This window comes from Methylobacterium sp. A54F (assembly GCF_053346035.1).
Window position 1 is genome coordinate 68,975 of sequence record NZ_JBKFBF010000006.1, and the last position, 23,025, is coordinate 91,999.

Below are 23,025 nucleotides of genomic sequence, written 5' to 3' on the forward strand. Positions count from 1 at the left end.
AGAACGGCGCCCCCATCCCGCCGGACCCCACCGCTGCCGGAGCCCATGCCCGCCGTCGCCGAGATCCTGATCCCCCTCGCCCTCGACACGGCCTACAGCTACGCCGTGCCGGCGGGGCTCACCCTTGCCGAGGGCGACGTGGTGCAGGTGCCGCTCGGCCCTCGCGAGACGATCGGCGTGGTCTGGGGCGTCGCGGAGCGCCCCGGCGGCTCGAACCTGCGCCCCGTCACCGGCCGCCTCGACGTGCCCCCGCTGGGCGACGGCTTGCGCCAGCTCGTGGAATGGCTCTCCCGCTACACCCTGGCGCCCAAGGGCTCGGCGCTCGCCATGACGCTCCGCCTGCCCGACGAGGCGGCGGCCCGCGAGAATCCGCGCGTCGGCGTCCGCGCCACCGGCCGGCCGCCGGCCCGCGCCACGCCCGCGCGCACCAAGGTGCTGGCGGTGGCCGCCGACGGGACGATGCGGGGCAAGAGCGCGCTCGCCAAGGAGGCCGGCGTCTCCCTGAGCGTGGTGGACGGCCTGATCGACGACGGCGCGCTGGAGGCGGTGGCGCTGGAGCCCGAGCCCGTCGCCCTGCCGCCGGACCCGGACCACCCGCGCGTGCCCCTCTCCGCCGCGCAGGCCGCCGCCGCCGCCGCCCTGTCGCAGGCGCCAGAGGCCGGGGCGACGCTGCTCGAGGGCGTCACGGGCTCCGGCAAGACCGAAGTGTACTTCGAGGCGGTCGCCGACTGCGTGCGGGCGGGGCGCCAGGCCCTGATCCTGATGCCCGAGATCGCGCTCACCGCCCAGTTCCTCGACCGCTTCGCGCAGCGCTTCGGCGTGCGCCCGGCCACCTGGCACTCGGGGATCGGCGGCAAGCGCCGGGAGCGCCTGCGCCGCGCCGTGGCCGCCGGAGAGGTCTCGGTGGTGGTCGGCGCCCGCTCCGCCCTGTTCCTGCCCTTCGCCCGGCTCGGCCTCATCGTGGTCGATGAGGAGCACGAATCCGCCTACAAGCAGGAGGACGGCGTCCACTACCATGCCCGCGACATGGCGGTGGTGCGGGGGCGGATCGAGAGCTGCGCCGTGGTGCTGGCCTCGGCGACGCCCAGCATCGAGACGCGGGTGAACGCCCAGCGCGGGCGCTACCGCCACGTGGCCCTGCCGGAGCGCTTCGGGGGGCGGCGCCTGCCGGACATCCGCGCCATCGACATGCGCCTCGACAAGCCGGAGCGCGGCCGCTTCCTGGCGCCCCCGATGGTCGCGGCGGTGAAGCACAACCTCGCGGCCGGCGAGCAAGCGCTGCTGTTCCTCAACCGGCGGGGCTATGCGCCCCTCACCCTCTGCCGGGCCTGCGGCCACCGCTACCAGTGCCGCAACTGCTCGACCTGGCTCGTGGAGCACCGCTTCCGCCGCGCCCTCGTCTGCCACCATTGCGGCTATGCCGAGCGCCGCCCGGAGGCCTGCGTCGAGTGCGGCACCTTCGACAACCTGACCCCCTGCGGCCCCGGCGTCGAGCGCATCGCCGAGGAGGTTACGGAGCTTTTCCCCGACAAGCGCATCATCGTGCTGTCGAGCGACTTCCCCGGCGGCGCCGAGCGCCTGCGGGCGGAGCTGGAGGCGGTGGCGGCGGGCGAGTGCGACATCGTCGTCGGCACGCAGCTCGTCGCCAAGGGCCACAACTTCCCGCACCTGACCCTGGTGGGCGTGCTCGACGCCGATATCGGCCTGACCTCGGGCGACCCGCGGGCGGCCGAGCGGACCTTCCAGCTCCTGCAGCAGGTCACCGGCCGCGCCGGGCGCGGCGAGCGGCCGGGCCGGGCGCTGGTGCAGACCTACCAGCCCGATCACCCCGTCATCGCGGCGCTGCTCTCGGGCAATGCCGAGCGGTTCTACGAGGAGGAGATCGCCGCCCGCGAGGCGGCCGGCCTGCCGCCCTTCGGCCGGCTCGCGGCGCTCATCGTCTCGGCCAACGAGCGGGAGGTGGCCGAGGCCCACGGGCAGGCGCTGGCCCGGGCCGCCGAGCCGCCCGCCGGCGTGATGGTGCTCGGCCCCGCCGAGGCGCCGCTGGCCCTGATCCGCGGCCGCTGGCGCTTCCGCCTCCTCGTGAAGACCGAGCGCGGCGTCGACCTGCAGGGCTACCTGCGCGACTGGCTCGCCCGCGGGCCCAAGGTGCGGGGCAACGTGAAGGTGACGGTCGACGTCGACCCGCAGAGCTTTCTGTGAGGCCGGTTCTCCCGTAAGCTGCGCCCGACCGGTCCGTTGCACGGACCGAGAGAGGAGCCTCGCACGTGCTGAGCTACACGAAGAAGCCGGACTCGAACGTCGCCGAGATCGTGGTGGACGGCCAGATCACCGACGAGGAGATGAACACCGTCATGGCGGCGATGAAGGCCGACCTGGAGACGGGCGGCAAGCTGAAGCTCCTCGAGGACATCCGCGCCTTCCAGGGCATGGAGCCCGCCGCCTTCTTCAAGGACCCGCGCTTCGGCCTCTCGATGATGAAGAGCGTCAGCCACGTCGCCCTGGTGACCGATGCCCAGTGGCTCAAGGTCCTGGCCGAGACCTTCAACTTCGTCTCGCCGGCCCAGATCAAGGTCTTCGAGCGGTCCCGCCTCGACGAGGCACGGAGCTGGCTCGCGGCGGCCTGAGGCGCCGGTTCGGCTCGACGAGCCGCGATGGCGGGTTCCAGATCCCGCGCGATCCCTGGAAGGCTCCTTCGAGGCCCCCTTGCGGGGGCACCTCAGGATGAGGTGGGTGGATGGGACCTGCCGCGTGTCGAGGTGCCTCCCACCCGCGACCTCATCCTGAGGTGCGCAGCGAAGCGAAGCCTCGAAGGAGCCCTCCAGCCCCCGCACGAGTCCTGGAACCTGCCTTCGAAGCCCCCGGCCGGGGGCCGCCCCCCTCTACTCCGCCTGGGCGGTGCGGGTCGCATGGCGGCGGGCGGTCCAGCGGCCGGAGCAGAGGGCCGAGACCTTCCAGGTGCCGGAGCCGCCCTGCGCCTGCAGCCGGCCCGAGGCCGCGCCGCTCGCGGTGCCGTTCGAGACGCTGAGGCCGACCGTGCCGTCCGGCGCGACCCGGCCGCTCACCCGCGCGCCGTCCTCGGCCGAGGCGAGGCTGATGCGCCCCTCCTGCACGGCGAGGGAGTAGCGGTAATGCGCGTCGCAGACGCCGCTCTCGGTCACGAGCTCCACCGACCATGTGCCGTTGAAGCTGCGCTGCTCCGCGGAGACGGCCGGCGTCGCCAGGCCGGCAAGGAGTGCGCAGATCGTGACGAACTTCGACATCAGGCAGAACCCCCATGACACGCGTGGACGGAGCGGCCGGGCGCGCCGTTCGCGCGACCGACCGGGCGGGATCGAATTCCCGGGGCGTGTGAAGATCTTCTACAGATGATCGATCGAAGCGGCAAGAATATGACCGCCGGCCGACAACTCAGGGATAGGTCCGCGGACTCGAAGCTTGGGCATAGAGCCTTGGCTTTAGGCGCGGATCAGGCTCTCGACCTGCCGGCGGCCGGCGTGTCCTCGCGCCCATCCTGTGCTTCGACCACGGCATCGGCCGCGACATCCTTCAGAACGATGCAACCCGGGCCGACATGGGCCCGGTCGCCGATGCGCACGGCGCCGAGCACCAGCACCGCCGCCTCCAGCACCGCGCCGTCGCCGACGACCGGGAGCCCCGGCCCGCCCCCGATGTCCCGGTCGGGCGCCTTGTAGAGGCCGCCGATCCGCGCGTTGAGGCCGAACACCACGTCGCGCCCCACCGCCCCCGCGATGATCGTCCCCTGCGGGTGGGGCAGGAACAGGCCGCCCGCGATCCGGCTCGAAGGCACGATGTCGGCGCCCGTCAGCCACAGGTTGGCGATCCAGAGGAACCAGGCCGCGCCGCGCCAGCCGCGCTCGTGCGCGTAGCGGGAGAGGCGGTAGATCCACACCGCCTGGTAGCCGCGGTGCACCCAGGTGAGGCCGCCCCGCGTCTCGCAGCGGCGCTGCCAGTGGGCCCGGTCCGCCCGCAGGGCGTCGCGCGTGACGGCCCAGGTCGTGCGCTGAAGGGTCGCCGGCTGAGATTGCGGCGCGGGCTGCGACATCGCGCCGTGGGCGGCGGTCTCGTCCGCCAGGGCGTCCGGCGCGGGGCGGGGTGCGGTTCTGAGGGTCATGGTGCGGATCCCGTCTTCGGCGCGCATCATACAACCACAGAGCGATCAAGGGACCCCGCTGCCTCCGCTTATGCCGAATCGCTAACCCTAAGATGGCGAAGATCGCCGCCCGGTGTCGATAGCGGGGACATCCCGCCGGGACGGCTGGCGAGGCCTGGGGGCGGGCCCTATCAGTACAATTCTGAGTTGTCTTTTTGGGGCGACGGCCGCACGGATCAGAGGACCGGCGGCGGGTTCGCCGCACCGGCCGGGAGGGAGTTTTCGATGCTCAACAGCCTGATCAGGCGCGCCGGCCGGCAGGCTGGCCTCGACGTCTTCCGCGCCAGCAAGGACGCGTTCTGCTGGAGCCACACGGTCCACGACTACTACCCGGTCTCGCCGCGCCCCCGCTGGCAGCCGGGCAGCCGGCCCCACGCGATGCTGCGGGCGGTGCTGGAGGCCGAGCGCCCCGGCTACGAGGCCTTCCTGGACGACCTCGCCGCGCATGCCGACCTGATCCACGGGGTGCCCCACGAGCGGCCGGCGGGCGAGCCGAGCAGCCCGTGCTGGAACAACACCTGGTTCACCGCCCTCGACGGGGCGGCGCTGATGACGATCCTCGGGTCGCGCCGGCCGGCGCGCTACCTAGAGATCGGATCCGGCCAGTCGACCTGCTTCGCGCGCCGGACCATCGACCGGCTCGGCCTCGACACCCGGATCGTCTCCGTCGACCCGATGCCCCGGGCCGAGATCGACCACATCTGCGACCGGGTCGTGCGCGCGCCGCTGGAGGCCTGCGACCTCGAGCTGTTCGACACCCTGGAAGCCGGCGACGTCCTGTTCTTCGACGGCTCGCACCGGGCCTTCCCGAACTCCGACGTGACGGTGTTCTTCTTCGAGGTGCTGCCGCGGCTGAAGCCCGGCGTCATCGTGCAGATCCACGACATCTTCCTGCCGGACGACTACCCGCCGGAGTGGAACGCGCGGCTCTACAACGAGCAGTACCTGCTCGCCGCGATGATGCTGTTCGGCCGGCCGCCCTTCCGGGTGCTGGCCCCGGTCTCCTACCTCTGCGCGGACGAGGCCCTCGGCGCCCGGGTCCGCGCGATCTTCGCCGGTCGGGACGGCCGCCCGCCGATCCCGTTCCACTACGCGAACGACACCCGCAAGCCCGGCGCCTCGTTCTGGTTCGAGATGACCGGCCCAGGTTAAGGGCTCGCCCCGTCAGCGCCGGCCCGCGCGCGGGCGGGCGGGCTTGGCGCTGGATTTGCGGGCGGGCGCCGGAGGGGCCTCGGACGGAGCCTCGGACGGGGCCTCGTCGTCGAAGCTCTCGGCGGGGGGCGGCGCAACCGCCCGCGGCCCGGGCTTCGGCACCGGCCGGAACCGCGGCTCGGGCGGGGGCGGCGGCGCCTCGGGCTCGGCGAAGAGCGGGACGGGCGCGGGCTCGCGCGCCCTGGCGGGCCGCCCCGCCGGCCGCTTCGGGGCCTCCGGCTGCGGGTCGAGGGCGTGCGCCAGCACCTTGCGCATCAGGCCCGGCAGCGGCTCCTCGGCGAGGTCCCGGCGGGGGGTGAAGCGCATTCCCTCCGGCGCCGCGCAGGTCAGCCCGACCCGGGCGAGGAACACCGTCAGCTCCAGGGGAAAGTGCGTGAAGCCGTGCCGCACGAGGCCCGGCAGGCGCTTCCAGCGTGCGTCGAGGGGCGCATCGAGGAGGGCCCGGGCCGGGTCGTAATCGGGCTCCCAGGGGCTCATCGGCGGCTCCGCCATGGCGCCGAGGAGGCCGCCGGGCAACCGGGTCCGCAGCAGCACGGCCTCGTCGCCGGCCCGCAGCACCACGAAGGCCGCCCCCCGGCGCAGCGCGCCCTTCACCGCCTTGAGCTTGCGCGGGAACGTCTCCTGCAGCCCCTGCGCGCGGGCTTGGCACGGGGCCATCCAGGGGCACAGGGCGCAGGCGGGGCGCTTCGGTGTGCACAGGGTGGCGCCGAGGTCCATCACGGCCTGCGCGAAGTCCCCCGGCCGCTCGGCCGGCACCAGCGCCTGCGTCAGCCGCCGGATCTCGGCCCGCGCGCCGGGCAGCGGCGCCTCCACCGCGTAGGCCCGGCTGACGACGCGCTCCACGTTGCCGTCGACCGCCGCCTCCGCCCGGTCGAAGGCGATCGCCGCGATGGCGCCGGCCGTGTAGGCGCCGATGCCGGGCAGCCGGCGCAGGCCCTCCAGCGTGTCCGGGAAGGCGCCGGCCGCCGCCACCGCCTTGGCGCAGGCGTGGAGGTTGCGCGCCCGGGAATAGTAGCCGAGGCCTGCCCAGGCGCTCATCACCGCTTCCTCGGGCGCCCCGGCCAGCGCCGCCACGTCGGGGAAGCGCTCGAGGAAGCGCGCGTAATAGGGCTTCACCGCCGCGATGGTGGTCTGCTGCAGCATCACCTCGGAGAGCCAGACCCGGTAGGGGTCGGGCCGCTCGCCGGGCAGCGCCCGCCAGGGCAGCACGCGGCGGTGCCGGTCGTACCAGGCGAGGAGGTCGGCGGCCCGGGGCGTCGGACCTTCGGGAAGGGACATGCGGGCGGGCGGGCGGGCGGACATGCGGCTTGTCCATAGCCTCAGCCACAGGCCCTTCAAAGCGCTCGGGTGATGGTCTGGTGGCGCTCCCCCGCGGGCGCGGGTTCGGCTATGATGGCCGCCAATCCCGTCCGGAGCCGTCCCGCACACCATGGCGCGCGTCAAACCCCTGGCCGAGCTCATCGAGGGCTGCATCGGCCCCGCCTTCGCGGCGCAGGGCTTCGCCTCCACCGACATCCTCGCGGCCTGGCCCGACATCGTCGGCGCGCGGCTCGCCCGCTACGCGCAGCCCTCGCGCATCGAGTGGCCGCGCCGCCGGCGCCGGGACGGCGACGGGCGGCCCGATTCGGGCACCCTGGTGGTGCGCGTCGAGGGCGTGTTCGCGGTCGAGCTGCAGCACCTCGCGCCCGTGGTGATCGAGCGCATCAACGCGCATTACGGCTGGGCGTGCATCCACCGCCTCGTGCTGCAGCAGGGCCGCATGGCCCGGCCGGGCCGCCGGGCCGAGGCCGCCGCCCTCGACCCAGCCCGGCGGGGCGAGGTGGCGCTCGCGGTCTCGCGCGTCGCGGACGACGCCCTGCGCGACGCCCTCGACCGCCTCGGCACCGCGGTGGTGGCCGGCAGCCCCGCGCCCCCGAAGCGATAACGCCGCGGGATCCGCGCCTTGCCAGGGTGCGCGCGAAACTCTACCGCAACCGGCGAAGGAAGTACGTCAGCGGAGCCCGCCCCCATGATCACGCGACGCGATGCCCTGAAGTATACCGGTGCCGCCCTCGGGGCCGCGGTGCTCCTGCCGAGGCTGTCGCTGTCCGCGCTGGCGCAGAGCGAGAACGTCGCCGCCCTGATGCAGCCGGGCCCCCTCGGCGACGTCTGGCTCGGGCCCGCGGACGCGAAGGTCACGATCATCGAGTACGCCTCGATGACCTGCTCGCACTGCGCGGCCTTCCACCGCCAGACCTGGCCGACGCTCAAGGAGCGCTACATCGACACCGGCAAGGTGCGCTTCACGCTGCGCGAGTTCCCCCTCGATCCGCTCGCCACCGCGGCCTTCATGCTCGCCCGCTGCGACGGCGACGCGAAGTACTACCCGATCACCGACCTGCTGTTCGACCAGCAGCAGGCCTGGGCCTACGTGCAGAAGCCGCAATCGCCCGTCGACGCCCTGGAGCAGATGCTGCGCCAGGCCGGCTTCTCGAAGGAGAAGTTCGAGGCCTGCCTGAAGGACCAGAAGCTCTACGCCGGCGTCAACGCCGTGAAGCAGCGGGGCCTCGACACCTTCAAGGTCGATTCCACCCCGACGTTCTTCATCAACGGCGAGCGCTACAAGGGCGAGATGACGGTCGAGGGGATGGAGAAGGTGATCAAGCCGATCCTCGGCGCCTGACCCTTCGGAATCTCCGTGCCGGAAGGTTTCGGCGCAATCGCGCCGGAACGCGAATTATCAAGCAAAATCAATGCGTTAAGGTGCGTTTCGGCTGCCTTGACACCCAAGGTGGGCGAAACTATGGTGCGCCGCGCTTGAAGGGGGCGATCCAGCCGGTTCCATCACTCTCGCCAATGTGAGTTATCGCCGTGAGCGGCAACGACGCGAAGGACGAGGGGGAGGGAGAACGGGGATCGACGCCGGACAGCGATCTCTCCGCGAGGCTCCGACGTCTCGAGACGCAGATCGACCGGAAGCGGCCGCCGGCCTCCTCCGACCCGTCGACGCGTTCCGGGCCGTCCGCCGGACCATCCCCGCTCGGGCAAGCGATGACGCTCTCCACGGAGTTCGTCGCGGGCGTGATCGCGGGGGGAATCCTCGGCTGGATCTTCGATCATCTCACGGGTGCGAAGCCCTGGGGCCTGATCGTGTTCCTGATGCTGGGCTTCGTCGCGGGCGTCTACAACGTGATGCGCGCCTCGGGCTTTGCCGGGCAGCGTGCCGGACGGGACGGCCCGCAGGACCGCGGGCAGGGGTCGTGAGCGCGAACGGGGATCCGAGGGGCGGCGGATCGGGGATCATCCCCGGTGCCGCCTGGCCGAGGCATACGGGCAAGGGCGGAAGCAGAGAATGGCGGTCAGCATCGACCCGATCCACCAGTTCGAGCTCAAGCCGCTCGTCTCGCTGGGCCATATCGGCAACCAGCAGATCGCGTTCACCCAGTCGGCGCTCTACATGTTCGCCGCCGTCGGCGTGATCGCGCTGATCACCATCGTGGCGACCGCCGGCCGCTCGGTCGTGCCGGGCCGGATGCAGTCCCTGGCCGAGGTCTTCTACGAGTTCATCGCCGACACCGTGCACCAGGCCACCGGCGACGAGGGCCGGCGCTTCATGCCGCTGGTGTTCTCCCTGTTCATGTTCGTCCTGATCCTGAACCTGTTCGGGATGATCCCCTACGCCTTCGCGGTGACGAGCCACCTCATCGTCACCTTCGGCCTCGCCGCCCTGGTGATCAGCGTGGTCGTGATCTACGGCGTGATGAAGCACGGCGCCCACTTCTTCGGCCTGTTCGTGCCCTCGGGCGTGCCCAAGCCGCTGCTGGCGATCCTGGTACCGATCGAGGTGATCTCGTTCATCTCGCGGCCGATCAGCCTCTCGGTCCGTCTCTTCGCCAACGTGCTGGCCGGCCACATCGCGATGAAGATCTTCGCGTTCTTCGTGGTCCAGCTCCTTCTCGCCGGCGCCTGGAGCGTGCTATCGCCCCTCCCGCTGTTCCTCACGATCGCGCTCACGGCCCTCGAGTTCCTCGTGGCGGCCCTCCAGGCCTACGTCTTCGCGACGTTGACGGCGATCTACCTCAACGACGCCCTTCACCCCGGCCACTGACGGCCGGCTCCTTCCCGCCGCGAACCATCGCTTAAAGAACCACCTAGGAGTTACTCATGGATCCCGTCGCTGCGAAGTACATCGGTGCCGGTCTCGCCTGCCTCGGCATGGCCGGCGCCGGCATCGGCCTCGGCAACCTGTTCGGTCAGTTCCTTGCCGGCGCCCTTCGCAACCCCTCCGCGGCCGACGGCCAGCGCGCCACCCTGCTCCTCGGCTTCGCGCTGACGGAGGCGCTCGGCATCTTCTCGCTGCTGATCGCGCTCCTCCTGCTCTTCGCCGTCTGAGGCGGACGGCCCTCCCCGGCACCGGCTTGGGGAGGGCGGCGGCACCTGCCGCCGGCAAGCCACGGGTGAGCGCTCCGGGACACGGGGCGCTCCTTTTTTGGATCAGACGGACGAGGCCATGGCGCAGCCCAACCCCCTCACCCATCCCTCGCCCAATGCCGACACCCATGTCGGGGCGCATACCGAGCAGGCCGCCCCGCACGGCGCCGCCTTCCCGCCCTTCGAGACCCACACCTTCCTGTCGCAGCTGATCTGGCTCGCGCTGGCGTTCGGGCTCCTCTACTACCTCATGGACAAGGTCGCGCTGCCGCGGATCCAGGCGATCCTGCACGAGCGCGCCGGCCGCCTCTCGGCCGACCTCGACGAGGCCCAGCGCATGAAAGCCGAGGCCGACGCCGCCGGCGTCGCCTACGAGACCTCCCTGCGCGAGGCCCAGGGCAAGGCCCGCGACATCGCGCAGGAGACCCGCACCGCGCTCTCCGCCGAGGCCGAGACCAAGCGCAAGTCCCTCGAGGCCGAGCTGAACCAGAAGCTCGCCGCCTCCGAGGCGACGATCCGGGCCCGCACCGACGAGGCCATGGGCAACGTCCGCACCATCGCGGGCGAGACCGCCGCGGCGATCGTCGAGCGCCTCACCGGGCAGGCCCCCGACGCCGCCACCCTGGACCGGGCGCTCGACCGCGCCGCGACCGCGCACTGACGGAGACCCGCTTCCATGCTGCTCACGGCTGAATTCTGGGTCGCGGTCGCCTTCGTGGTCTTCATGGCCATCGTCTGGAAGGTCGGCGGCTTCGGCATGATGACCAAGGGGCTCGACGGGCGCGCGAAGCGCGTCCGCCACGAGCTCGACGAGGCCCGCCGCCTGCGCGAGGAGGCCGCCGCCGTGCTGGCCGACTACAAGCGCCGCCGCACCGAGGCCGAGCGCGAGGCCGAGGCCATCGTCGCGGGCGCCCGCGAGGAGGCCGAGCGCGCCGCCGCCGAAGGCCACCAGCGCCTGAACGACTTCGTGGCCCGCCGCACCAAGGCGGCCGAGACCAAGATCGCCCAGGCCGAGGCCCAGGCGCAGGCCCAGGTCCGCGCCGCCGCCGCGGAGGCCGCCGTGCGCGTCTCCGAGACCATCTTGCGCGAGCGCATGCAGGGCGAGACCGCGGAGAACCTGGTTCGCCGCAGCCTCGGCGAGGTCCGCACGCGCCTCCGGGCCTGAGCGGCCCGACACCGCCGTGAGAGAGCCGCCTCCGGGCGGCTTTTTCGTTCCGAGGGCCGGCCCCCGCCACGGGGACGGCCCGCTGGGCATTCCGGAGACGCCATGGCGCCGATCATCGCGGTCTCGAACCTCTCGAAGACCTACGCCTCGGGGCATGCCGCGCTGCGCGACGTGAACCTCGACATCGCCCGGGGCGAGATCTTCGCCCTGCTCGGCCCGAACGGGGCCGGCAAGTCGACCCTGATCAACATCATCTGCGGCATCGTCACGCCGAGCACCGGCCGGGTGGTGGCTGACGGCCACGACATCGCCACCGACTACCGCGCCGCCCGGCGCATCATCGGCCTCGTGCCCCAGGAGCTGACGACCGACGCCTTCGAGACCGTCTGGGACACCGTCAGCTTCACCCGCGGCCTGTTCGGCCTGCCCAAGGATCCGGGCCACATCGAGCGGGTGCTGCGCGACCTCTCGCTCTGGGAGAAGCGGGACAGCCGCATCATGACGCTGTCGGGCGGCATGAAGCGGCGGGTTCTGATCGCGAAGGCCCTGAGCCACGAGCCCCAGATCCTGTTCCTCGACGAGCCGACCGCCGGCGTCGACGTGGCGCTGCGCCAGGACATGTGGGCCCTCGTCCGGCGGCTGCGCGAGACGGGCGTCACCGTCATCCTCACGACCCACTACATCGAGGAGGCCGAGGAGATGGCCGACCGGGTGGGCGTGATCCGCCGCGGCGAGATCATCCTGGTGGAGGAGAAGGCCGAGCTGATGCGCAAGCTCGGCGCCAAGCAGCTCACCCTGCAGCTCACGGAGCCGCTCGACGCGGTGCCGGACTCGCTCGCCGGCTACGGCCTGGAGCGCGCGGCGGACGGCGGCCGCCTGACCTACACCTACGACACCCGCGCCGCGCGCACCGGCATCACCCGGCTCCTCACGGACCTGTCCGCCGCCGGCATCCGCTTCAGCGACCTCAGCACCCGCCAGAGCTCGCTGGAGGACATCTTCGTCGACCTCGTGCGGGAGCGCGCCGACCCATGAGCCGACCCATGAACTGGCCCGCGATCCGCGCCATCTACGGCTTCGAGATGGCCCGCTTCTGGCGCACGGCGATGCAGAGCATCCTCGCGCCGGTCATCTCCACCTCCCTGTACTTCGTCGTCTTCGGCGCCGCGATCGGCTCGCGCGTGACCGCGGTCGACGGGGTGCCCTACGGCCTGTTCATCGTGCCGGGGCTGATCATGCTCTCGCTGCTGACGCAGAGCATCGCCAACGCCTCCTTCGGCATCTACTTCCCGCGCTTCGCCGGCACGATCTACGAGATCCTCTCGGCGCCGATCTCGCCCGTGGAGGTAGTGCTCGGCTACGTCGGCGCGGCGGCCTCGAAGTCGATCCTGATCGGGCTGATCATCCTGGCGACCTCGGCGCTGTTCGTGCCGCTGCGCATCGAGCACCCGGTCTGGATGATCGCCTTCCTCTTGCTCACCGCCGTGACCTTCAGCCTGTTCGGCTTCGTCATCGGGCTGTGGGCGGACGGGTTCGAGAAGCTGCAGCTCGTGCCGCTCCTCATCGTCACGCCGCTCACCTTCCTGGGCGGCAGCTTCTACGCCATCGAGATGCTGCCGCCGTTCTGGCGCACGGTGAGCCTCGCGAACCCGGTCGTCTACCTGATCAGCGGCTTCCGCTGGAGCTTCTTCGGGACGGCCGACGTGAGCCTCGGCGTCAGCCTCGCCATGACGGGCCTGTTCCTGGCGATCTGCCTCGGCCTCGTCACCTGGATCTTCCGCACGGGCTACCGGCTGAAGAGCTGAGGCGGGCCGTCCCGGCCTGGGGGCGGCCGTGGGGGCTTCAGGCCCGCGCGGCGAGGAAGGCCAGCACGCCCTCCCGGTGCGGCCGGGCGCCGACCGCGGTGCTGTGGTCGCGGCCCTCGATCTCGAGGGCGCGGGCGTCGGGCATCAGGGCCGCCAGCGCCGGGCCGGAGCCCGCCACCGTGTCGAGGGTGCCCACCGAGACGAGCGTCGGCGCCTCGATCTGCGAGACCTCCGCCCGCGAGAGGGTCTGGCGCGAGCCCCGCATGCAGGCGGCGAGCGCCCGCAGGTCGCTGCGGGTCTGCTCCGCGAAGGTGCGGAAGGCCGCCGCGGTCGGGTTCGGGGCGGGGGTGCCGGCGGGCGCCTCCAGCGCCTCCGCGATGCCGGCCGGCAGGCCGCGGCCCTCCACGAGGTGCATGCCGAGGCCGCCGATGAGGACCGAGCGCACCCGCTCCGGGTGATCGAGGGCGATGAACGCGCTGATGCGCGCGCCCATCGAGTAGCCCATCACGTCGGCCCGCCCGATGCCGAGATGGTCGAGGAGGCGGACCGCGTCGCCCGCCATCGCCTCGGAGGAGTAGGCGGCGGGGTCATAGAGCTTCTCGCTCTCGCCGTGGCCGCGGTTGTCGAGGGCGATCGCGCGGTAGCCGGCCTCCGTCAGCGTGCGGACCCAGGTGGTGTTGACCCAGTTGACCGCGTGGTTCGAGGCGAAGCCGTGGATGAGCAGCACCGGATCGCCGCCGCCCGCCTTCGCCGGCACGTCGATGTAGGCGATGCGCACGCCGTCCGAATCGAAGCTCTGCATCCCGTCGTCGCCCCGGTCAGTCCCTGGATTGACCCCGCATAGTGCCGGAATGCTTGCGGCGGAAGGGCTTGGCTGGCATCACGCCGCGCGATGACGGATTCACGCCCCTTCGGCACCTACGCCCCCACCGGCCTCGTCGCGCGCATCACCGAGCGCACGGGGCGGATCCCGGCCGGCAGCTGGCGCGGCCGGCGCCTCGCCCTGTTCCTGCGCCGGATCGCGATCTCGCTCCTGCGCGGCCGCCCCCTCGACGTGGAGCGCTACGGCGCGCGGATGCGGCTGCACCCCTACAACAACAACTGCGAGAAGAAGGTGCTCTTCACCCCGCAGTTCTTCGACCCCGAGGAGCGCGCGCTGCTGCGCGGCAAGCTCGGGCCCGAGAGCGTGTTCCTCGACATCGGGGCCAATATCGGCGCCTACGCGCTGTTCGTCGCGGCCTTCGCGGGGCCCCGCGCCCGGGTGCTGGCGGTGGAGCCGCAGCCCGACGTGTTCGACCGCCTGACCTACAACATCGCCCAGAACCCGTTCCACACCGTCAAGGCCCTGGCCTGCGCGGTGGCCGACAAGGCGGGCGAGCTGACCCTGTTCATCGATCCCCGCAACCGGGGCGAATCGAGCCTGAAGATCGTCGGCACCAACGAGGGCGCGCGGATCAAGGTCCCGGCCGTCACCCTGCTGCAGCTCTGCACGAGCGAGGGGATCGAGCGCATCGACGCGGTCAAGCTCGACGTGGAGGGCGCCGAGGACCTGATCCTCGAGCCCTTCCTGCGCGAGGCCCCCGCCTCCCTGCTGCCGCGGCTGCTGCTCGTCGAGAACGGCACCGACCAGTGGCAGCTCGACCTGCCGGGCCTCCTCGCGACCCACGGCTACCGCGAGATCGCCCGCTCGCGCCTCAACCTCGTGTTCGAGCGGAACGCCTGATCGGCCGAGCGCGCAGGTCTCTCAAGCCGGCGCGCCGAGGACCGGCACGGCATCGTCGATCGCCACCGTGCCGGCCGCCGGGTCGATCCGGCAGCGGTAGGCGTGGACCGCGACGCCCGCGGCGCGGGCCGCCTGGAAAGCCCGGTCGAAGGCCGGGTCGATGTCGCGGGCGACGTCGAAGGCCTCGGCCCGCATCTGGATCACCACGATCAGCACGGCGCGGCCGCCCTCGGCCACGACCCGGGCGAGCTCGTCCATGTGGCGGGCGCTGCGCGCCGCGGTGCAGTCGGGGAACTCGGCGAGCGCCACGCGGCGCAGCAGGTGGCAGTTCTTGACCTCGACGTGGCAGGGCGGCAGGCCCCCGCCCGTCGCGAGGAAATCGACCCGGCTCGCCCGGCCGTAGGCCACCTCCGGCCGCAGGCTCTCGTAGCCCGCGAGCGGGGAGAGGCGGCCTTCGCGAAAGGCCTCGGCCACGAGGGCGTTCGGCCGCATCGTGTTGATGCCGACCCATTGCGGGCCGCCGGGCAGCTCGGCCTCCACGAACTCCCAGGAATAGGGGAGCTTGCGCGTCGGGCTCGCCGCGCGGGACAGGAGGACCCGGCTCCCCGGGGCGAGGAGGCCCATCATCGCCCCGGGATTCGCGCAATGGGCCGTGACCTCGCTGCCGTCCGCCAGGGCGACGTCGGCGAGGAAACGCTTGTAGCGGCGCAGGAGTCGCCCCTCGACGAGGGGCGCGGCGAGCTGCATGGGGCACCGGGCTTGAGCGGTCGCGGACCGCCCGCCATAGGCCGCGCCGGCGGCGTCCGCCAGAGGGACGGCGGTGGCGCGGCGGGGCGCGCGCCCTACCTTCCAGCGACACCCCCCGATCCGGATCCCCATGAGCACAGAGCCCGTCACCGCCGCCGTCCTCGTCATCGGGGACGAGATCCTCTCCGGGCGGACCAAGGACCGGAACATCGGCACCATCGCGGACTACCTCACGGCGGTCGGCATCGACCTCAAGGAGGTCCGGATCGTGCCCGACGAGGCGCCCGCCATCGTCGAGGCCGTGAACGCCCTGCGGGCCCGCAACACCTACCTGTTCACCACCGGCGGCATCGGGCCGACTCACGACGACATCACGGCGGATTGCGTGGCCGAGGCCTTCGGGGTCGGCATCGACGTCGACCCGCGCGCGAAGGCGATGCTGCTCGAGCGCCACAAGCCCGAGGACCTCAACGCGGCCCGCCTGCGCATGGCCCGGATCCCGGACGGGGCCGACCTGATCCCCAACCCGATCTCGAAGGCGCCGGGCTTCCGCATCGGCAACGTCTTCGTCATGGCCGGTGTGCCGGCGATCATGCAGGCCATGCTCGACGCGATCGGGCCGGGCCTCGCCACCGGGGCGAAGATGCTCTCGGAGACCGTCGAGGCCGGCAACGTGCCGGAGGGCAACTACGCCGCGGACCTCTCCGCGATCGCCGGCCGGCACGCCTCCGTGTCGATCGGCTCCTACCCCTCGATGACGCAGGAGGGCTTCCGCAACCGCATCGTGGTGCGGGGCAAGGACGGGGCGGCGGTCGATGCGGCCCGCGCCGAGGTCGAGGCCCTGGTCGCGCGCCTGCGGGCCTGAGGCGGACATCAATGGCGCAGAAGAACGAGGCCGACCGGCGGTCGGAGCACGACGAGCTCGTCGAGGCCATCGACGACATCCGGCGGCCGGACGCCTACATCCTGCACGAGGTCATCCGCCACGACGGCGACGTGGAGTTGCGCCGGCACGGCGGCGCGCTGTTCCTGTCGGCGCTCTCGGCCGGCCTCTCCATCGCCCTCTCGCTGATCGTGCCGGGCGTGCTGAAGGCGCACCTGCCCGACACCGAGTGGGCGAAGCTCGTCGTCAGCATGGGCTACGCGGTGGGCTTCCTCGTCGTCGTGATGGGGCGCCAGCAGCTCTTCACCGAGAACACCATCACGCCGATCCTGCCGCTGCTGCACGACCGCTCGGTGAAGACCGGCCTGCGGGTGCTGCGGCTGTGGCTGATCGTGCTCGCCGGGAACGTGCTGGCCACCGCCGCCATCGCCCTCGTGCTCGCGCGCTCGGAGGCGTTCGAGCCGGGCGTGAAGGCCGCCTTCGCGGAGATCAGCCACCACGCCATCGCCTTCCCGTTCTGGACGACGTTCGTGAAGGCGATCTTCGCGGGCTGGATCATCGCCCTCATGGTCTGGATCCTGCCGGCCACCGGCCAGGCCGCGAGCTTCGTCATCATCCTGATGACCTGGCTCGTCTCGATGTGCGGCCTCGCCCACGTCATCGCCGGCTCGGTGGAGGGGTTCTACCTCGTGGCCACCGGCGCTGCGACGCTCGCGGACTACATGCTGCGCTTCTTCCTGCCGACGCTCCTCGGCAACGTCTTCGGCGGCGTCACCCTGGTGGCGGTCCTGAACTTCGGCCAGGTCGCCCCGCAGGTCGAGGAGAACAAGGACATGGAGAACAAGGACATGGAAGGCGAGGCGCGGGACTGAACCGGCGCTTCAGGGCTCCGCCGCCCGCTCCGGCGAGCCGCGCACGTAGCCGTGGGAGATCAGGCGGTCGCGCCGCAGGGTGCGCCGCTCGGCCTCGCAGAGGTCCGTCAGGGCGTCCTCGATGATCCGCCGCATCGCGAGCCGCGGATCGCCGGCCGCCGCCTCCAGGTAGGCGGCCGCGATCGCCTCGACCATCGGGGCGTGCGACGCGGCGGCGCTGGGCTGCGGAGGCATGACTCGTCCTGCTTTCGAACAAAGCATGAACACGCCACGGTCGCGATGGTTCGGTCAAGGGTTCGTCAGGTTGCAGCAGACATGTCCCCAGCCAGCCGGGTCCCGGACCGCCGTCCGCATGAACGCCGGCCGACGCGCGGCGGCTGCCGCGGTTCAGGATCGGTGGCGCAGTCTTCCCGCCGATCCGCAGCCGCGCATCCCGCCGGCTGCGCGAGAGCGACAAGGTGCCGGCCGTGCCCCTCATCCTCCGTCTCGCCGCCGTCGCGGGGCTGGCGTTCCTCGCCGTCCCGGCGAGCGCCGCCGACTTCGACGGTTCCTATCCGCCGCGACCGGACGTCGAGGCGTTCGACGAGCGCCCCCCGCCCCCGCCCCCGCCCGAGCCGGCCTATCCGCCCCGCTTCACCGCGGGGCCCCGCTTCGAGGCGCCGCCGGACGCCTGCCGGACGTTCGTGAAGCGGCGGATCGATATCGACGGCGAGGAGGTGGTTCGGCGCGTCCGCGTCTGCGACGAGCATCCGGGCTTCGGGGACGGCCCGCGCTTCCGCCGCGGTCACTTCGCCGATCACTTCGGGCCGCCGCTCCCGCCGGAGGACGTGCCGCCCCGCCGGCACTGGGAGGGCCCGCGCTGGTAGCGGCTCGCCCCGCCGGCTCGGCCCGGCTCAGGCCCGGGCCGGCGCCTTCTTGAGCGCTGCCGCGAAGGCCTTGAGCTGGCGGTTGAGGTCCGCCAGCTCGTTCAGCGCGATGGTCTTGTGGCCGTCCCTCACCGCCCGCTCGATGTCCTCGACCTGGGTGGCGACGAGGCGGCGCAGCGCGTCGGCGAGTTGTTCCCGGTTCATCGGCGCTCCCCTGGCAGGCCTCGATGCCTCACCCCGCCGTGATAGGCCGGGATGCTTAACCATCGGTTGTCCGCCCTCCGTTCTCCCGGCGCCGGGACGAGCCGGGAATCAGGTGCGCCAGGGATGCGCGGGCAGCTCGGTGGTGCCGATCGCCCGGGCGCCGGCCTCCGCCACCGCGTGGTCGTTCTCGACCGTCGAGCCGCTGACCCCAATGGCCCCGGACATCACGCCGTCCGCGTCGACGATCGGGATGCCGCCCGGGAAGGTGATCAGGCCGTCGTTCGAGTGCTCGATGCCGTAGAGCGAGCCGCCGGGCTGCGAGAGCTTGCCGATCTGGCCGGTCATCATGCCGAAGAACACGGAGGTCTTGGCCTTCTTCTGGGCGATGTCGATGGAGCCGACCCAGGCATCGTCCATCCGATAGAACGCCTTCAGATTGCCGCCGGAATCGACCACTGCGATGCACATCTGCGTGTCGAGTTCGACCGCTTTGGCGCGGGCCGCCTCGATGGCCTTGTGCGCATCTTCGATCGTGACGTGCATGGCAGGACTCCTCGAACTTCTGCGTCGCACCAGCGCGACGGGGATGGAAGGGCTAGGGATGGCGGCCGGTTCCGGCCTCGGGGCCGCGGGCGAGCCAGGTGACGGAGGCGTAGGCGCCGAGCCAGGACCCGAGCGCCGCGAACATCACGTAGAGGGCGTTCTGCGTGTAGCTGATGACGGCGAAGGCCGAGAGCAGGTACCAGATCGCGCTCCAGTTCGCGGCCCGCACGCGCTGGCGCGCGCCCACCGCCGCATTGAAGAACACGTAGGCCGCGTCGGTGACGCCGGTCGCCACGAGGACGCCGGCGGCGACGAGGGGATCGACGGCTGTGAACGTCATGGGCGGCTCCCGGGCAGGCCGCCCGCGGGCGGCGGCCGGGGGTGCGGCGGCCCAGGGTGCGGCGGCGACGAGCCGAGAGCATGCGCCGGGCCGCCCCCGGGCCGCAACGGGCCGGGGGCGGGGTGAGGTCCTGCTTGGCCGCGTCCTACTTGGCAGCGTCCTACTCGGCAGCGTCCTACTTGGCCGACATCGCGTCGGCCTTCTCGATCAGCGCCTCGGCCATGCGGATCGAGGCGATGTCGATGAGGCGGCCGTCGAGGGAGACGGCGCCACGGCCGGCCTTGGCGGCCTCCTCCATCGCCTCGAGGATGCGGCGGGCCTTGGTGACCTCGGCCTCGGAGGGGGTGAAGACCTGGTTCGCAAGGTCGATCTGGCTCGGGTGGATCGCCCACTTGCCCTCGAAGCCGAGCGCCGCGCAGCGCTTGGCGGCCGAGACGTAGCCGTCCGGATCCGAGAAGTCGCCGAACGGGCCGTCGATCGGGCGCAGGCCGTAGGCGCGGCAGGCCACCAGCATGCGGTTCTGGGCGAACAGCCACGGGTCCTGCCAGTGGGTCTGGCGGCCGCCGGACTCGTCCTTGTCGGTGAGCACGCTGTAGTCGGCGTTCACGCCGCCGATCACCGTCGAGCGGGCGCGCGTCGAGGCCGCGTAGTCGGCGACGCCGAAGGACATAGCCTCCAGGCGCTTGGAGGACTGGGCGATCGCCTCGACGTTGGCCATGCCGAGCGCCGTCTCGATCAGCACCTCGAAGCCCAGCGCCTTGTCGCGCTTCTTGGCCTGCTCGATCTGCGTCACCAGCACGTCGATGGCGTAGACGTCCTGCGGCACGCCGACCTTGGGGATCAGGATCATGTCGAGGCGCGGACAGGCTTCGACGATGTCGACCACGTCGCGGTACATGTAGTGGGTGTCGAGACCATTGATGCGGATCATCATGGTCTTGCTGCCCCAATCCAGGTCGTTGAGCGCCTGGATGATGTTGGTGCGGGCCTTCTCCTTGTCGTCGGGCGCCACCGCGTCCTCGAGGTCGAGGAAGATGACGTCGGCGGCCGAGCTCGTGGCCTTCTCCATGAAGGTCGGGTTCGAGCCCGGAACCGCCAGTTCCGAGCGATGCAGGCGGGCCTTGGCCTGCTGGATCAGGGTGAAGCTCATGCGCGTTCCTTCCTCTGCGGTCGTCGCGACCGTATCTATGGGTGCGCCCCGCGGCAGCTAGTCCGCGGGGTGGACCCGTTACAACGTGCCCCCGCAGGCCCCGCGAGACAGGGCCGGCGGTTCGTCTCGGTCACCCCGTCGCGCCGAAGCCGACGGCGATGCAGTTGATCGACAGGAGGAGGGCCGACTTCACGGCCTCGCGCCGGTCCTCGTCGGTCTCCCCGCGGTAGCGGCGCAGGAGCTCCACCTGCTCGCGGCTCACCTGGTTGATGGTGGGGAGCCGCCCCTGCAGCCGGTCGCGGAACAGCGGCGCCCGCTCGCCGAGCTCGGCGCCGCCGCTCACCCGCAGCACCATCTCGCGGGTGAGCGCGTACTCCGCCTCGATCATCCCGAAGATGTCCTGCCGCACCGCCTCGTCGGCCACGAGGCCCGCGTAGTCGCGGGCGATCTCGAGGTCGACCATGAGCAGGGTCTTCTCGACCTCGTCGATGATCAGGCGGAAGACCCGGCAATCCCGGAACATGCGCCGGAGCAGCGCCTCGCCGGCCTCGCCGCGCACCTCCAGGAAGCTCTGCAGGCCGGAGCCGACCCCGTACCACCCAGTGATGACGTGCCGGTTCTGCGACCAGGCGAACACCCACGGGATCGCCCGCAGGTCGCTGAGCGAGCGCGCGCCGAAGCGGCGGGCCGGACGCGAGCCGATGTTGAGGAGCGCGATCTCGTCGAGCGGGCTCGCGGCCTGGAAATAGGTGACGAGCCCGTCGCGCTGGATCAGGTTGACGTAGGCCGCCCGCGAGGCGCCCGACAGGGCCTCCAGTGCGTCGTCGAACTCGTTGCGGGGCAGGCCTTGCGTCTGCTGCTCGCTCTGGAGCGCGTGGTCGAAGACCGAGGCGGCGAGGAGCTCCATCTGGTAGGCGGCGGTGCCCCGGTTGGCGTACTTGAACGACACGACCTCGCCCTGCTCGGTCGTGCGGAAGCGCCCGTTGATGGAGCCCGGCGGCTGGGCCGCGATGCCCCGGTTCGTCGGCACGCCGCCGCGGCTCACCGAGCCGCCGCGCCCGTGGAAGAAGGCGATCGGCACGCCCGCGTGCTTGCCGAGCGTCGTGAGCTTCGCCTGCGCCTTGTAGAGCTCCCAGTTCGAGGCGACGAAGCCGCCGTCCTTGTTCGAATCCGAGTAGCCGATCATCACCTCCTGCACGCCGCCCTGCCAGCGGGTGGAGCGGCGCACCACCGGGATCGCGATCAGCTCCTTCATGATGAGGGGCGCGGCGCGCAGGTCGTCGATCGTCTCGAACAGGGGCACGATCGGCAGCGGGCAGATCTCGGTGCCGGCGCTGTCGAGGTAGATGCCGGCCTCCTTGGCGAGGAGGTAGGCGCCGAGCACGTCCGCGACCGAGCGGGTCATGGACAGGATGAAGGCCCCGAACGCCTCGCGGTCCAGGGTGTCGCGCATCTCGCCGACCAGCGCAAAGGTGTCGAGGGTCTCGCGTGCCTCGTCCGGAAGGTCGTCGAAGCTGCGGTCCGGGTCGCGGGGCCGGGCGAGCTCGGCCAGCAGCCAGTCCTTCCAGGCCGGGGCGTCGACGGCCGGCGGCTCCCGGTTCGCCCCGTTCTGCTGGCGCCAGAGCGCCTGCAGGGTCTGGGTGGTGCGGGTCGTGTTCTCGCGCAGGTCGAGCCGCACCGTGGAGAAGCGGAAGATCTCGACCATCCGGCGGACCGGGCGCACGAGGTCCGTGGCGAGGGAGCCGCACTTCGCGTCGGCGAGGCCCTTCTCCAGCGTGCGCAGGTCGTTGATGAGCCCGTCCGCGCTCGGGTAGTCCGGGCCCGTCGGGCGCCCGCCCTCGTTGCGCAGGATCGTCGCGTCGAGCTTCCGCAGGATGCAGGTGAGGAACTGGCGGTAGGCCTCGCCGGGGTTGCGGCCCGCGATGGCGCGGCCGTCGCCGCTCTCGGCCAGCAGGTGCGCGAGCGCGGTCCGGAAACTCTCGGGCACCGGCAGCGAGCGCTCCGTGAGCGAGAGGGTGCGGCCGAGGTTGGTCACGCCCTCCCGGTAGCGGCGCAGCGACGCGAGGGCGTTGCGCTGCAGGGTCTCGCGGGTGACGCTCGCGGTGACGTAGGGGTTGCCGTCGCGGTCGCCGCCGATCCATGAGCCGAACTGGAAGAAGGGCGGCACCTCGAAGGTCTCGTCGGGGAAGTACTGCGCGAGGCTCTCCTCCAGCGAGTACAGCACCTCGGGCAGCATCTCGAACAGGGTCTCGTCGAAGAAGTGCAGGCCCCAGGCGACCTCGCGCTCGACGGTTGCCTTCTCGAGGTGCAGCTCGCCCGTCATCCAGACGAGCTCGATCTGGTCGCGCAGCTCGTTCATCAGGCCGTTGCGCTCGCGCTCGGTCCAGCGCGGCATCTCGAGCTCGCGCAGCACGAGGTAGATGCGCCGGAACTTCTCCAGCACCGTCACGCGCTTGCCCTCGGTGGGGTGGGCCGTGATGGTCGGGCGGATGCGCAGGTCCTTCAGCAGGGCGTGGATCTGCGGCGCCTTGATGCCGCTCTCCACCGCCTCGGACAGGACCTTGGCGAAGGAGCCGCCGAGCGCCGCGCGCCCCTCCGTGCGCTCGATGTGCCGGCGGCGGCGCATGGCGGCGTTCTGCTCGGCGATCGAGAGGAGCTGGAACCAGATGCCCTGCACCTGCAGGGCGCGGGCGAGCATCTCGGGGGTGAAGTCCGAGATGTTGGCGCGGCCGTGCAGCACGGCCTCCAGCTCCGGCTCGTGCCGGCGGGCGACGTCGAGCAGGGCGTGGAACAGGATGTCGAGGGCCTCCGCGGCCGAGGTGCCGGTGATGACCGGCGGCGCGAAGGCGGTGTCGGCGGCGTGGCCCGGCGAGGCGTGTAGGGTCAGGGTCATCGAACGGCTCCCGCGACATGGCGCGACGGGACCCCCCT

At 72.0% G+C, this 23,025-nt stretch carries 27 protein-coding genes; 16 read left to right on the top strand and 11 right to left on the bottom strand.

Annotated features, from left to right (window positions below; translation table 11 throughout):
- The first annotated feature begins 45 nt into the window (after window positions 1-45).
- Window positions 46-2,202: a primosomal protein N' gene (locus tag ACLBXP_RS11545; RefSeq protein ID WP_447667802.1), complete on the top strand. Its 2,157-nt coding sequence runs from the start codon at window positions 46-48 to the stop codon at window positions 2,200-2,202.
- Between the two features lie 65 nt (window positions 2,203-2,267).
- Entirely contained in the window at window positions 2,268-2,627 is a 360-nt protein-coding gene (locus ACLBXP_RS11550; RefSeq protein WP_447667803.1) for an STAS/SEC14 domain-containing protein, read from the top strand.
- A gap of 255 nt (window positions 2,628-2,882) precedes the next feature.
- Here the strand turns inward: ACLBXP_RS11550 and ACLBXP_RS11555 are convergent, their stop codons facing one another.
- Window positions 2,883-3,263: a hypothetical protein gene (locus ACLBXP_RS11555; RefSeq protein WP_447667804.1), complete on the bottom strand. Its 381-nt coding sequence runs from the start codon at window positions 3,261-3,263 to the stop codon at window positions 2,883-2,885.
- A gap of 206 nt (window positions 3,264-3,469) precedes the next feature.
- Window positions 3,470-4,135 (bottom strand): serine O-acetyltransferase, encoded by a 666-nt coding sequence (locus ACLBXP_RS11560; protein ID WP_447667805.1) that lies wholly within the window; start codon window positions 4,133-4,135, stop codon window positions 3,470-3,472.
- A 264-nt stretch (window positions 4,136-4,399) separates the two neighbouring features.
- Here ACLBXP_RS11560 and ACLBXP_RS11565 point away from each other — a divergent pair, with 264 nt between their 5' ends.
- On the top strand, window positions 4,400-5,326 hold the full coding sequence (locus ACLBXP_RS11565) for a class I SAM-dependent methyltransferase (RefSeq protein ID WP_447667806.1): 927 nt from the start codon (window positions 4,400-4,402) through the stop codon (window positions 5,324-5,326).
- Between the two features lie 12 nt (window positions 5,327-5,338).
- Here ACLBXP_RS11565 and mutY read toward each other — a convergent pair whose 3' ends face one another.
- Window positions 5,339-6,688 carry an A/G-specific adenine glycosylase gene (mutY, locus tag ACLBXP_RS11570; RefSeq protein WP_447667807.1) on the bottom strand — a complete coding sequence of 450 codons (1,350 nt, stop codon included), beginning with the start codon at window positions 6,686-6,688 and terminating at the stop codon, window positions 5,339-5,341.
- Between the two features lie 127 nt (window positions 6,689-6,815).
- Here mutY and ACLBXP_RS11575 point away from each other — a divergent pair, with 127 nt between their 5' ends.
- The 9 genes from ACLBXP_RS11575 to ACLBXP_RS11615 all read left to right on the top strand — a co-directional run bounded on the left by ACLBXP_RS11575 (window position 6,816) and on the right by ACLBXP_RS11615 (window position 12,766).
- Window positions 6,816-7,310, top strand: a complete 495-nt coding sequence (locus tag ACLBXP_RS11575; RefSeq protein ID WP_447667808.1) for a DUF721 domain-containing protein — start codon at window positions 6,816-6,818, stop codon at window positions 7,308-7,310.
- Window positions 7,311-7,394: 84 nt separating this feature from the next.
- The gene (locus tag ACLBXP_RS11580; protein WP_447667809.1) at window positions 7,395-8,048 is read left to right on the top strand and encodes a thioredoxin domain-containing protein; all 654 of its coding nucleotides are present in this window, start codon (window positions 7,395-7,397) and stop codon (window positions 8,046-8,048) included.
- Window positions 8,049-8,236: 188 nt separating this feature from the next.
- Window positions 8,237-8,629 carry an AtpZ/AtpI family protein gene (locus tag ACLBXP_RS11585; RefSeq protein WP_447667810.1) on the top strand — a complete coding sequence of 131 codons (393 nt, stop codon included), beginning with the start codon at window positions 8,237-8,239 and terminating at the stop codon, window positions 8,627-8,629.
- An 88-nt stretch (window positions 8,630-8,717) separates the two neighbouring features.
- Window positions 8,718-9,473 carry a F0F1 ATP synthase subunit A gene (locus ACLBXP_RS11590; protein WP_447667811.1) on the top strand — a complete coding sequence of 252 codons (756 nt, stop codon included), beginning with the start codon at window positions 8,718-8,720 and terminating at the stop codon, window positions 9,471-9,473.
- A gap of 56 nt (window positions 9,474-9,529) precedes the next feature.
- Complete coding sequence (locus tag ACLBXP_RS11595) at window positions 9,530-9,757, top strand: F0F1 ATP synthase subunit C (RefSeq protein ID WP_007566773.1); 228 nt, start codon at window positions 9,530-9,532, stop codon at window positions 9,755-9,757.
- Window positions 9,758-9,875: 118 nt separating this feature from the next.
- Window positions 9,876-10,457, top strand: coding sequence for a F0F1 ATP synthase subunit B family protein (locus ACLBXP_RS11600; protein WP_447667812.1), 582 nt, complete (start codon window positions 9,876-9,878; stop codon window positions 10,455-10,457).
- Window positions 10,458-10,475: 18 nt separating this feature from the next.
- Window positions 10,476-10,961, top strand: a complete 486-nt coding sequence (locus ACLBXP_RS11605; protein ID WP_447668036.1) for a F0F1 ATP synthase subunit B family protein — start codon at window positions 10,476-10,478, stop codon at window positions 10,959-10,961.
- A gap of 102 nt (window positions 10,962-11,063) precedes the next feature.
- Window positions 11,064-11,996, top strand: coding sequence for an ABC transporter ATP-binding protein (locus tag ACLBXP_RS11610; RefSeq protein ID WP_447667813.1), 933 nt, complete (start codon window positions 11,064-11,066; stop codon window positions 11,994-11,996).
- 8 nt (window positions 11,997-12,004) lie between these two features.
- Window positions 12,005-12,766 carry an ABC transporter permease gene (locus tag ACLBXP_RS11615; protein WP_447668037.1) on the top strand — a complete coding sequence of 254 codons (762 nt, stop codon included), beginning with the start codon at window positions 12,005-12,007 and terminating at the stop codon, window positions 12,764-12,766.
- A gap of 37 nt (window positions 12,767-12,803) precedes the next feature.
- Here ACLBXP_RS11615 and ACLBXP_RS11620 read toward each other — a convergent pair whose 3' ends face one another.
- On the bottom strand, window positions 12,804-13,568 hold the full coding sequence (locus ACLBXP_RS11620) for an alpha/beta fold hydrolase (protein ID WP_447667814.1): 765 nt from the start codon (window positions 13,566-13,568) through the stop codon (window positions 12,804-12,806).
- Between the two features lie 90 nt (window positions 13,569-13,658).
- Here ACLBXP_RS11620 and ACLBXP_RS11625 point away from each other — a divergent pair, with 90 nt between their 5' ends.
- Window positions 13,659-14,489 (top strand): FkbM family methyltransferase, encoded by an 831-nt coding sequence (locus ACLBXP_RS11625; protein ID WP_447667815.1) that lies wholly within the window; start codon window positions 13,659-13,661, stop codon window positions 14,487-14,489.
- A 21-nt stretch (window positions 14,490-14,510) separates the two neighbouring features.
- Here the strand turns inward: ACLBXP_RS11625 and sfsA are convergent, their stop codons facing one another.
- Window positions 14,511-15,236 carry a DNA/RNA nuclease SfsA gene (sfsA, locus tag ACLBXP_RS11630; protein ID WP_447667816.1) on the bottom strand — a complete coding sequence of 242 codons (726 nt, stop codon included), beginning with the start codon at window positions 15,234-15,236 and terminating at the stop codon, window positions 14,511-14,513.
- 130 nt (window positions 15,237-15,366) lie between these two features.
- Here sfsA and ACLBXP_RS11635 point away from each other — a divergent pair, with 130 nt between their 5' ends.
- A complete protein-coding gene (locus tag ACLBXP_RS11635; RefSeq protein ID WP_447667817.1) occupies window positions 15,367-16,101 on the top strand; it encodes a competence/damage-inducible protein A in 735 nt (244 codons plus the stop codon).
- A gap of 11 nt (window positions 16,102-16,112) precedes the next feature.
- Window positions 16,113-16,991 (top strand): formate/nitrite transporter family protein, encoded by an 879-nt coding sequence (locus ACLBXP_RS11640; protein ID WP_447667818.1) that lies wholly within the window; start codon window positions 16,113-16,115, stop codon window positions 16,989-16,991.
- A 9-nt stretch (window positions 16,992-17,000) separates the two neighbouring features.
- Here the strand turns inward: ACLBXP_RS11640 and ACLBXP_RS11645 are convergent, their stop codons facing one another.
- Window positions 17,001-17,225 (bottom strand): hypothetical protein, encoded by a 225-nt coding sequence (locus tag ACLBXP_RS11645; protein ID WP_447667819.1) that lies wholly within the window; start codon window positions 17,223-17,225, stop codon window positions 17,001-17,003.
- A gap of 233 nt (window positions 17,226-17,458) precedes the next feature.
- Here ACLBXP_RS11645 and ACLBXP_RS11650 point away from each other — a divergent pair, with 233 nt between their 5' ends.
- On the top strand, window positions 17,459-17,857 hold the full coding sequence (locus ACLBXP_RS11650; protein ID WP_447667820.1) for a hypothetical protein: 399 nt from the start codon (window positions 17,459-17,461) through the stop codon (window positions 17,855-17,857).
- A 27-nt stretch (window positions 17,858-17,884) separates the two neighbouring features.
- On the opposite strand, the gene ACLBXP_RS11655 is transcribed toward ACLBXP_RS11650, so the two are convergent.
- The 5 genes from ACLBXP_RS11655 to ACLBXP_RS11675 form a co-directional block, all read right to left on the bottom strand.
- A complete protein-coding gene (locus ACLBXP_RS11655) occupies window positions 17,885-18,061 on the bottom strand; it encodes a hypothetical protein (RefSeq protein WP_447667821.1) in 177 nt (58 codons plus the stop codon).
- 108 nt (window positions 18,062-18,169) lie between these two features.
- A complete protein-coding gene (locus ACLBXP_RS11660) occupies window positions 18,170-18,604 on the bottom strand; it encodes a GlcG/HbpS family heme-binding protein (protein WP_447667822.1) in 435 nt (144 codons plus the stop codon).
- A gap of 52 nt (window positions 18,605-18,656) precedes the next feature.
- A complete protein-coding gene (locus ACLBXP_RS11665; protein ID WP_447667823.1) occupies window positions 18,657-18,944 on the bottom strand; it encodes a hypothetical protein in 288 nt (95 codons plus the stop codon).
- 175 nt (window positions 18,945-19,119) lie between these two features.
- Window positions 19,120-20,094 carry an HpcH/HpaI aldolase/citrate lyase family protein gene (locus ACLBXP_RS11670; RefSeq protein WP_447667824.1) on the bottom strand — a complete coding sequence of 325 codons (975 nt, stop codon included), beginning with the start codon at window positions 20,092-20,094 and terminating at the stop codon, window positions 19,120-19,122.
- A gap of 130 nt (window positions 20,095-20,224) precedes the next feature.
- Complete coding sequence (locus ACLBXP_RS11675) at window positions 20,225-22,987, bottom strand: phosphoenolpyruvate carboxylase (protein WP_447667825.1); 2,763 nt, start codon at window positions 22,985-22,987, stop codon at window positions 20,225-20,227.
- Between the last annotated feature and the right edge of the window lie 38 nt (window positions 22,988-23,025).

Bases quoted from the DNA above. Each gene is read 5' to 3' on its own strand.
- ACLBXP_RS11545 (WP_447667802.1), top strand. From the start codon at position 46: ATGCCCGCCGTCGCCGAGATCCTGATCCCCCTCGCCCTCGACACGGCC.
- ACLBXP_RS11555 (WP_447667804.1), bottom strand. From the start codon at position 3,263: ATGTCGAAGTTCGTCACGATCTGCGCACTCCTTGCCGGCCTGGCGACG.
- ACLBXP_RS11560 (WP_447667805.1), bottom strand. From the start codon at position 4,135: ATGACCCTCAGAACCGCACCCCGCCCCGCGCCGGACGCCCTGGCGGAC.
- ACLBXP_RS11565 (WP_447667806.1), top strand. From the start codon at position 4,400: ATGCTCAACAGCCTGATCAGGCGCGCCGGCCGGCAGGCTGGCCTCGAC.
- mutY (WP_447667807.1), bottom strand. From the start codon at position 6,688: ATGTCCGCCCGCCCGCCCGCCCGCATGTCCCTTCCCGAAGGTCCGACG.
- ACLBXP_RS11575 (WP_447667808.1), top strand. From the start codon at position 6,816: ATGGCGCGCGTCAAACCCCTGGCCGAGCTCATCGAGGGCTGCATCGGC.
- ACLBXP_RS11580 (WP_447667809.1), top strand. From the start codon at position 7,395: ATGATCACGCGACGCGATGCCCTGAAGTATACCGGTGCCGCCCTCGGG.
- ACLBXP_RS11590 (WP_447667811.1), top strand. From the start codon at position 8,718: ATGGCGGTCAGCATCGACCCGATCCACCAGTTCGAGCTCAAGCCGCTC.
- ACLBXP_RS11595 (WP_007566773.1), top strand. From the start codon at position 9,530: ATGGATCCCGTCGCTGCGAAGTACATCGGTGCCGGTCTCGCCTGCCTC.
- ACLBXP_RS11600 (WP_447667812.1), top strand. From the start codon at position 9,876: ATGGCGCAGCCCAACCCCCTCACCCATCCCTCGCCCAATGCCGACACC.
- ACLBXP_RS11610 (WP_447667813.1), top strand. From the start codon at position 11,064: ATGGCGCCGATCATCGCGGTCTCGAACCTCTCGAAGACCTACGCCTCG.
- ACLBXP_RS11615 (WP_447668037.1), top strand. From the start codon at position 12,005: ATGAACTGGCCCGCGATCCGCGCCATCTACGGCTTCGAGATGGCCCGC.
- ACLBXP_RS11620 (WP_447667814.1), bottom strand. From the start codon at position 13,568: ATGCAGAGCTTCGATTCGGACGGCGTGCGCATCGCCTACATCGACGTG.
- ACLBXP_RS11625 (WP_447667815.1), top strand. From the start codon at position 13,659: ATGACGGATTCACGCCCCTTCGGCACCTACGCCCCCACCGGCCTCGTC.
- sfsA (WP_447667816.1), bottom strand. From the start codon at position 15,236: ATGCAGCTCGCCGCGCCCCTCGTCGAGGGGCGACTCCTGCGCCGCTAC.
- ACLBXP_RS11635 (WP_447667817.1), top strand. From the start codon at position 15,367: ATGAGCACAGAGCCCGTCACCGCCGCCGTCCTCGTCATCGGGGACGAG.
- ACLBXP_RS11640 (WP_447667818.1), top strand. From the start codon at position 16,113: ATGGCGCAGAAGAACGAGGCCGACCGGCGGTCGGAGCACGACGAGCTC.
- ACLBXP_RS11645 (WP_447667819.1), bottom strand. From the start codon at position 17,225: ATGCCTCCGCAGCCCAGCGCCGCCGCGTCGCACGCCCCGATGGTCGAG.
- ACLBXP_RS11655 (WP_447667821.1), bottom strand. From the start codon at position 18,061: ATGAACCGGGAACAACTCGCCGACGCGCTGCGCCGCCTCGTCGCCACC.
- ACLBXP_RS11660 (WP_447667822.1), bottom strand. From the start codon at position 18,604: ATGCACGTCACGATCGAAGATGCGCACAAGGCCATCGAGGCGGCCCGC.
- ACLBXP_RS11665 (WP_447667823.1), bottom strand. From the start codon at position 18,944: ATGACGTTCACAGCCGTCGATCCCCTCGTCGCCGCCGGCGTCCTCGTG.
- ACLBXP_RS11670 (WP_447667824.1), bottom strand. From the start codon at position 20,094: ATGAGCTTCACCCTGATCCAGCAGGCCAAGGCCCGCCTGCATCGCTCG.
- ACLBXP_RS11675 (WP_447667825.1), bottom strand. From the start codon at position 22,987: ATGACCCTGACCCTACACGCCTCGCCGGGCCACGCCGCCGACACCGCC.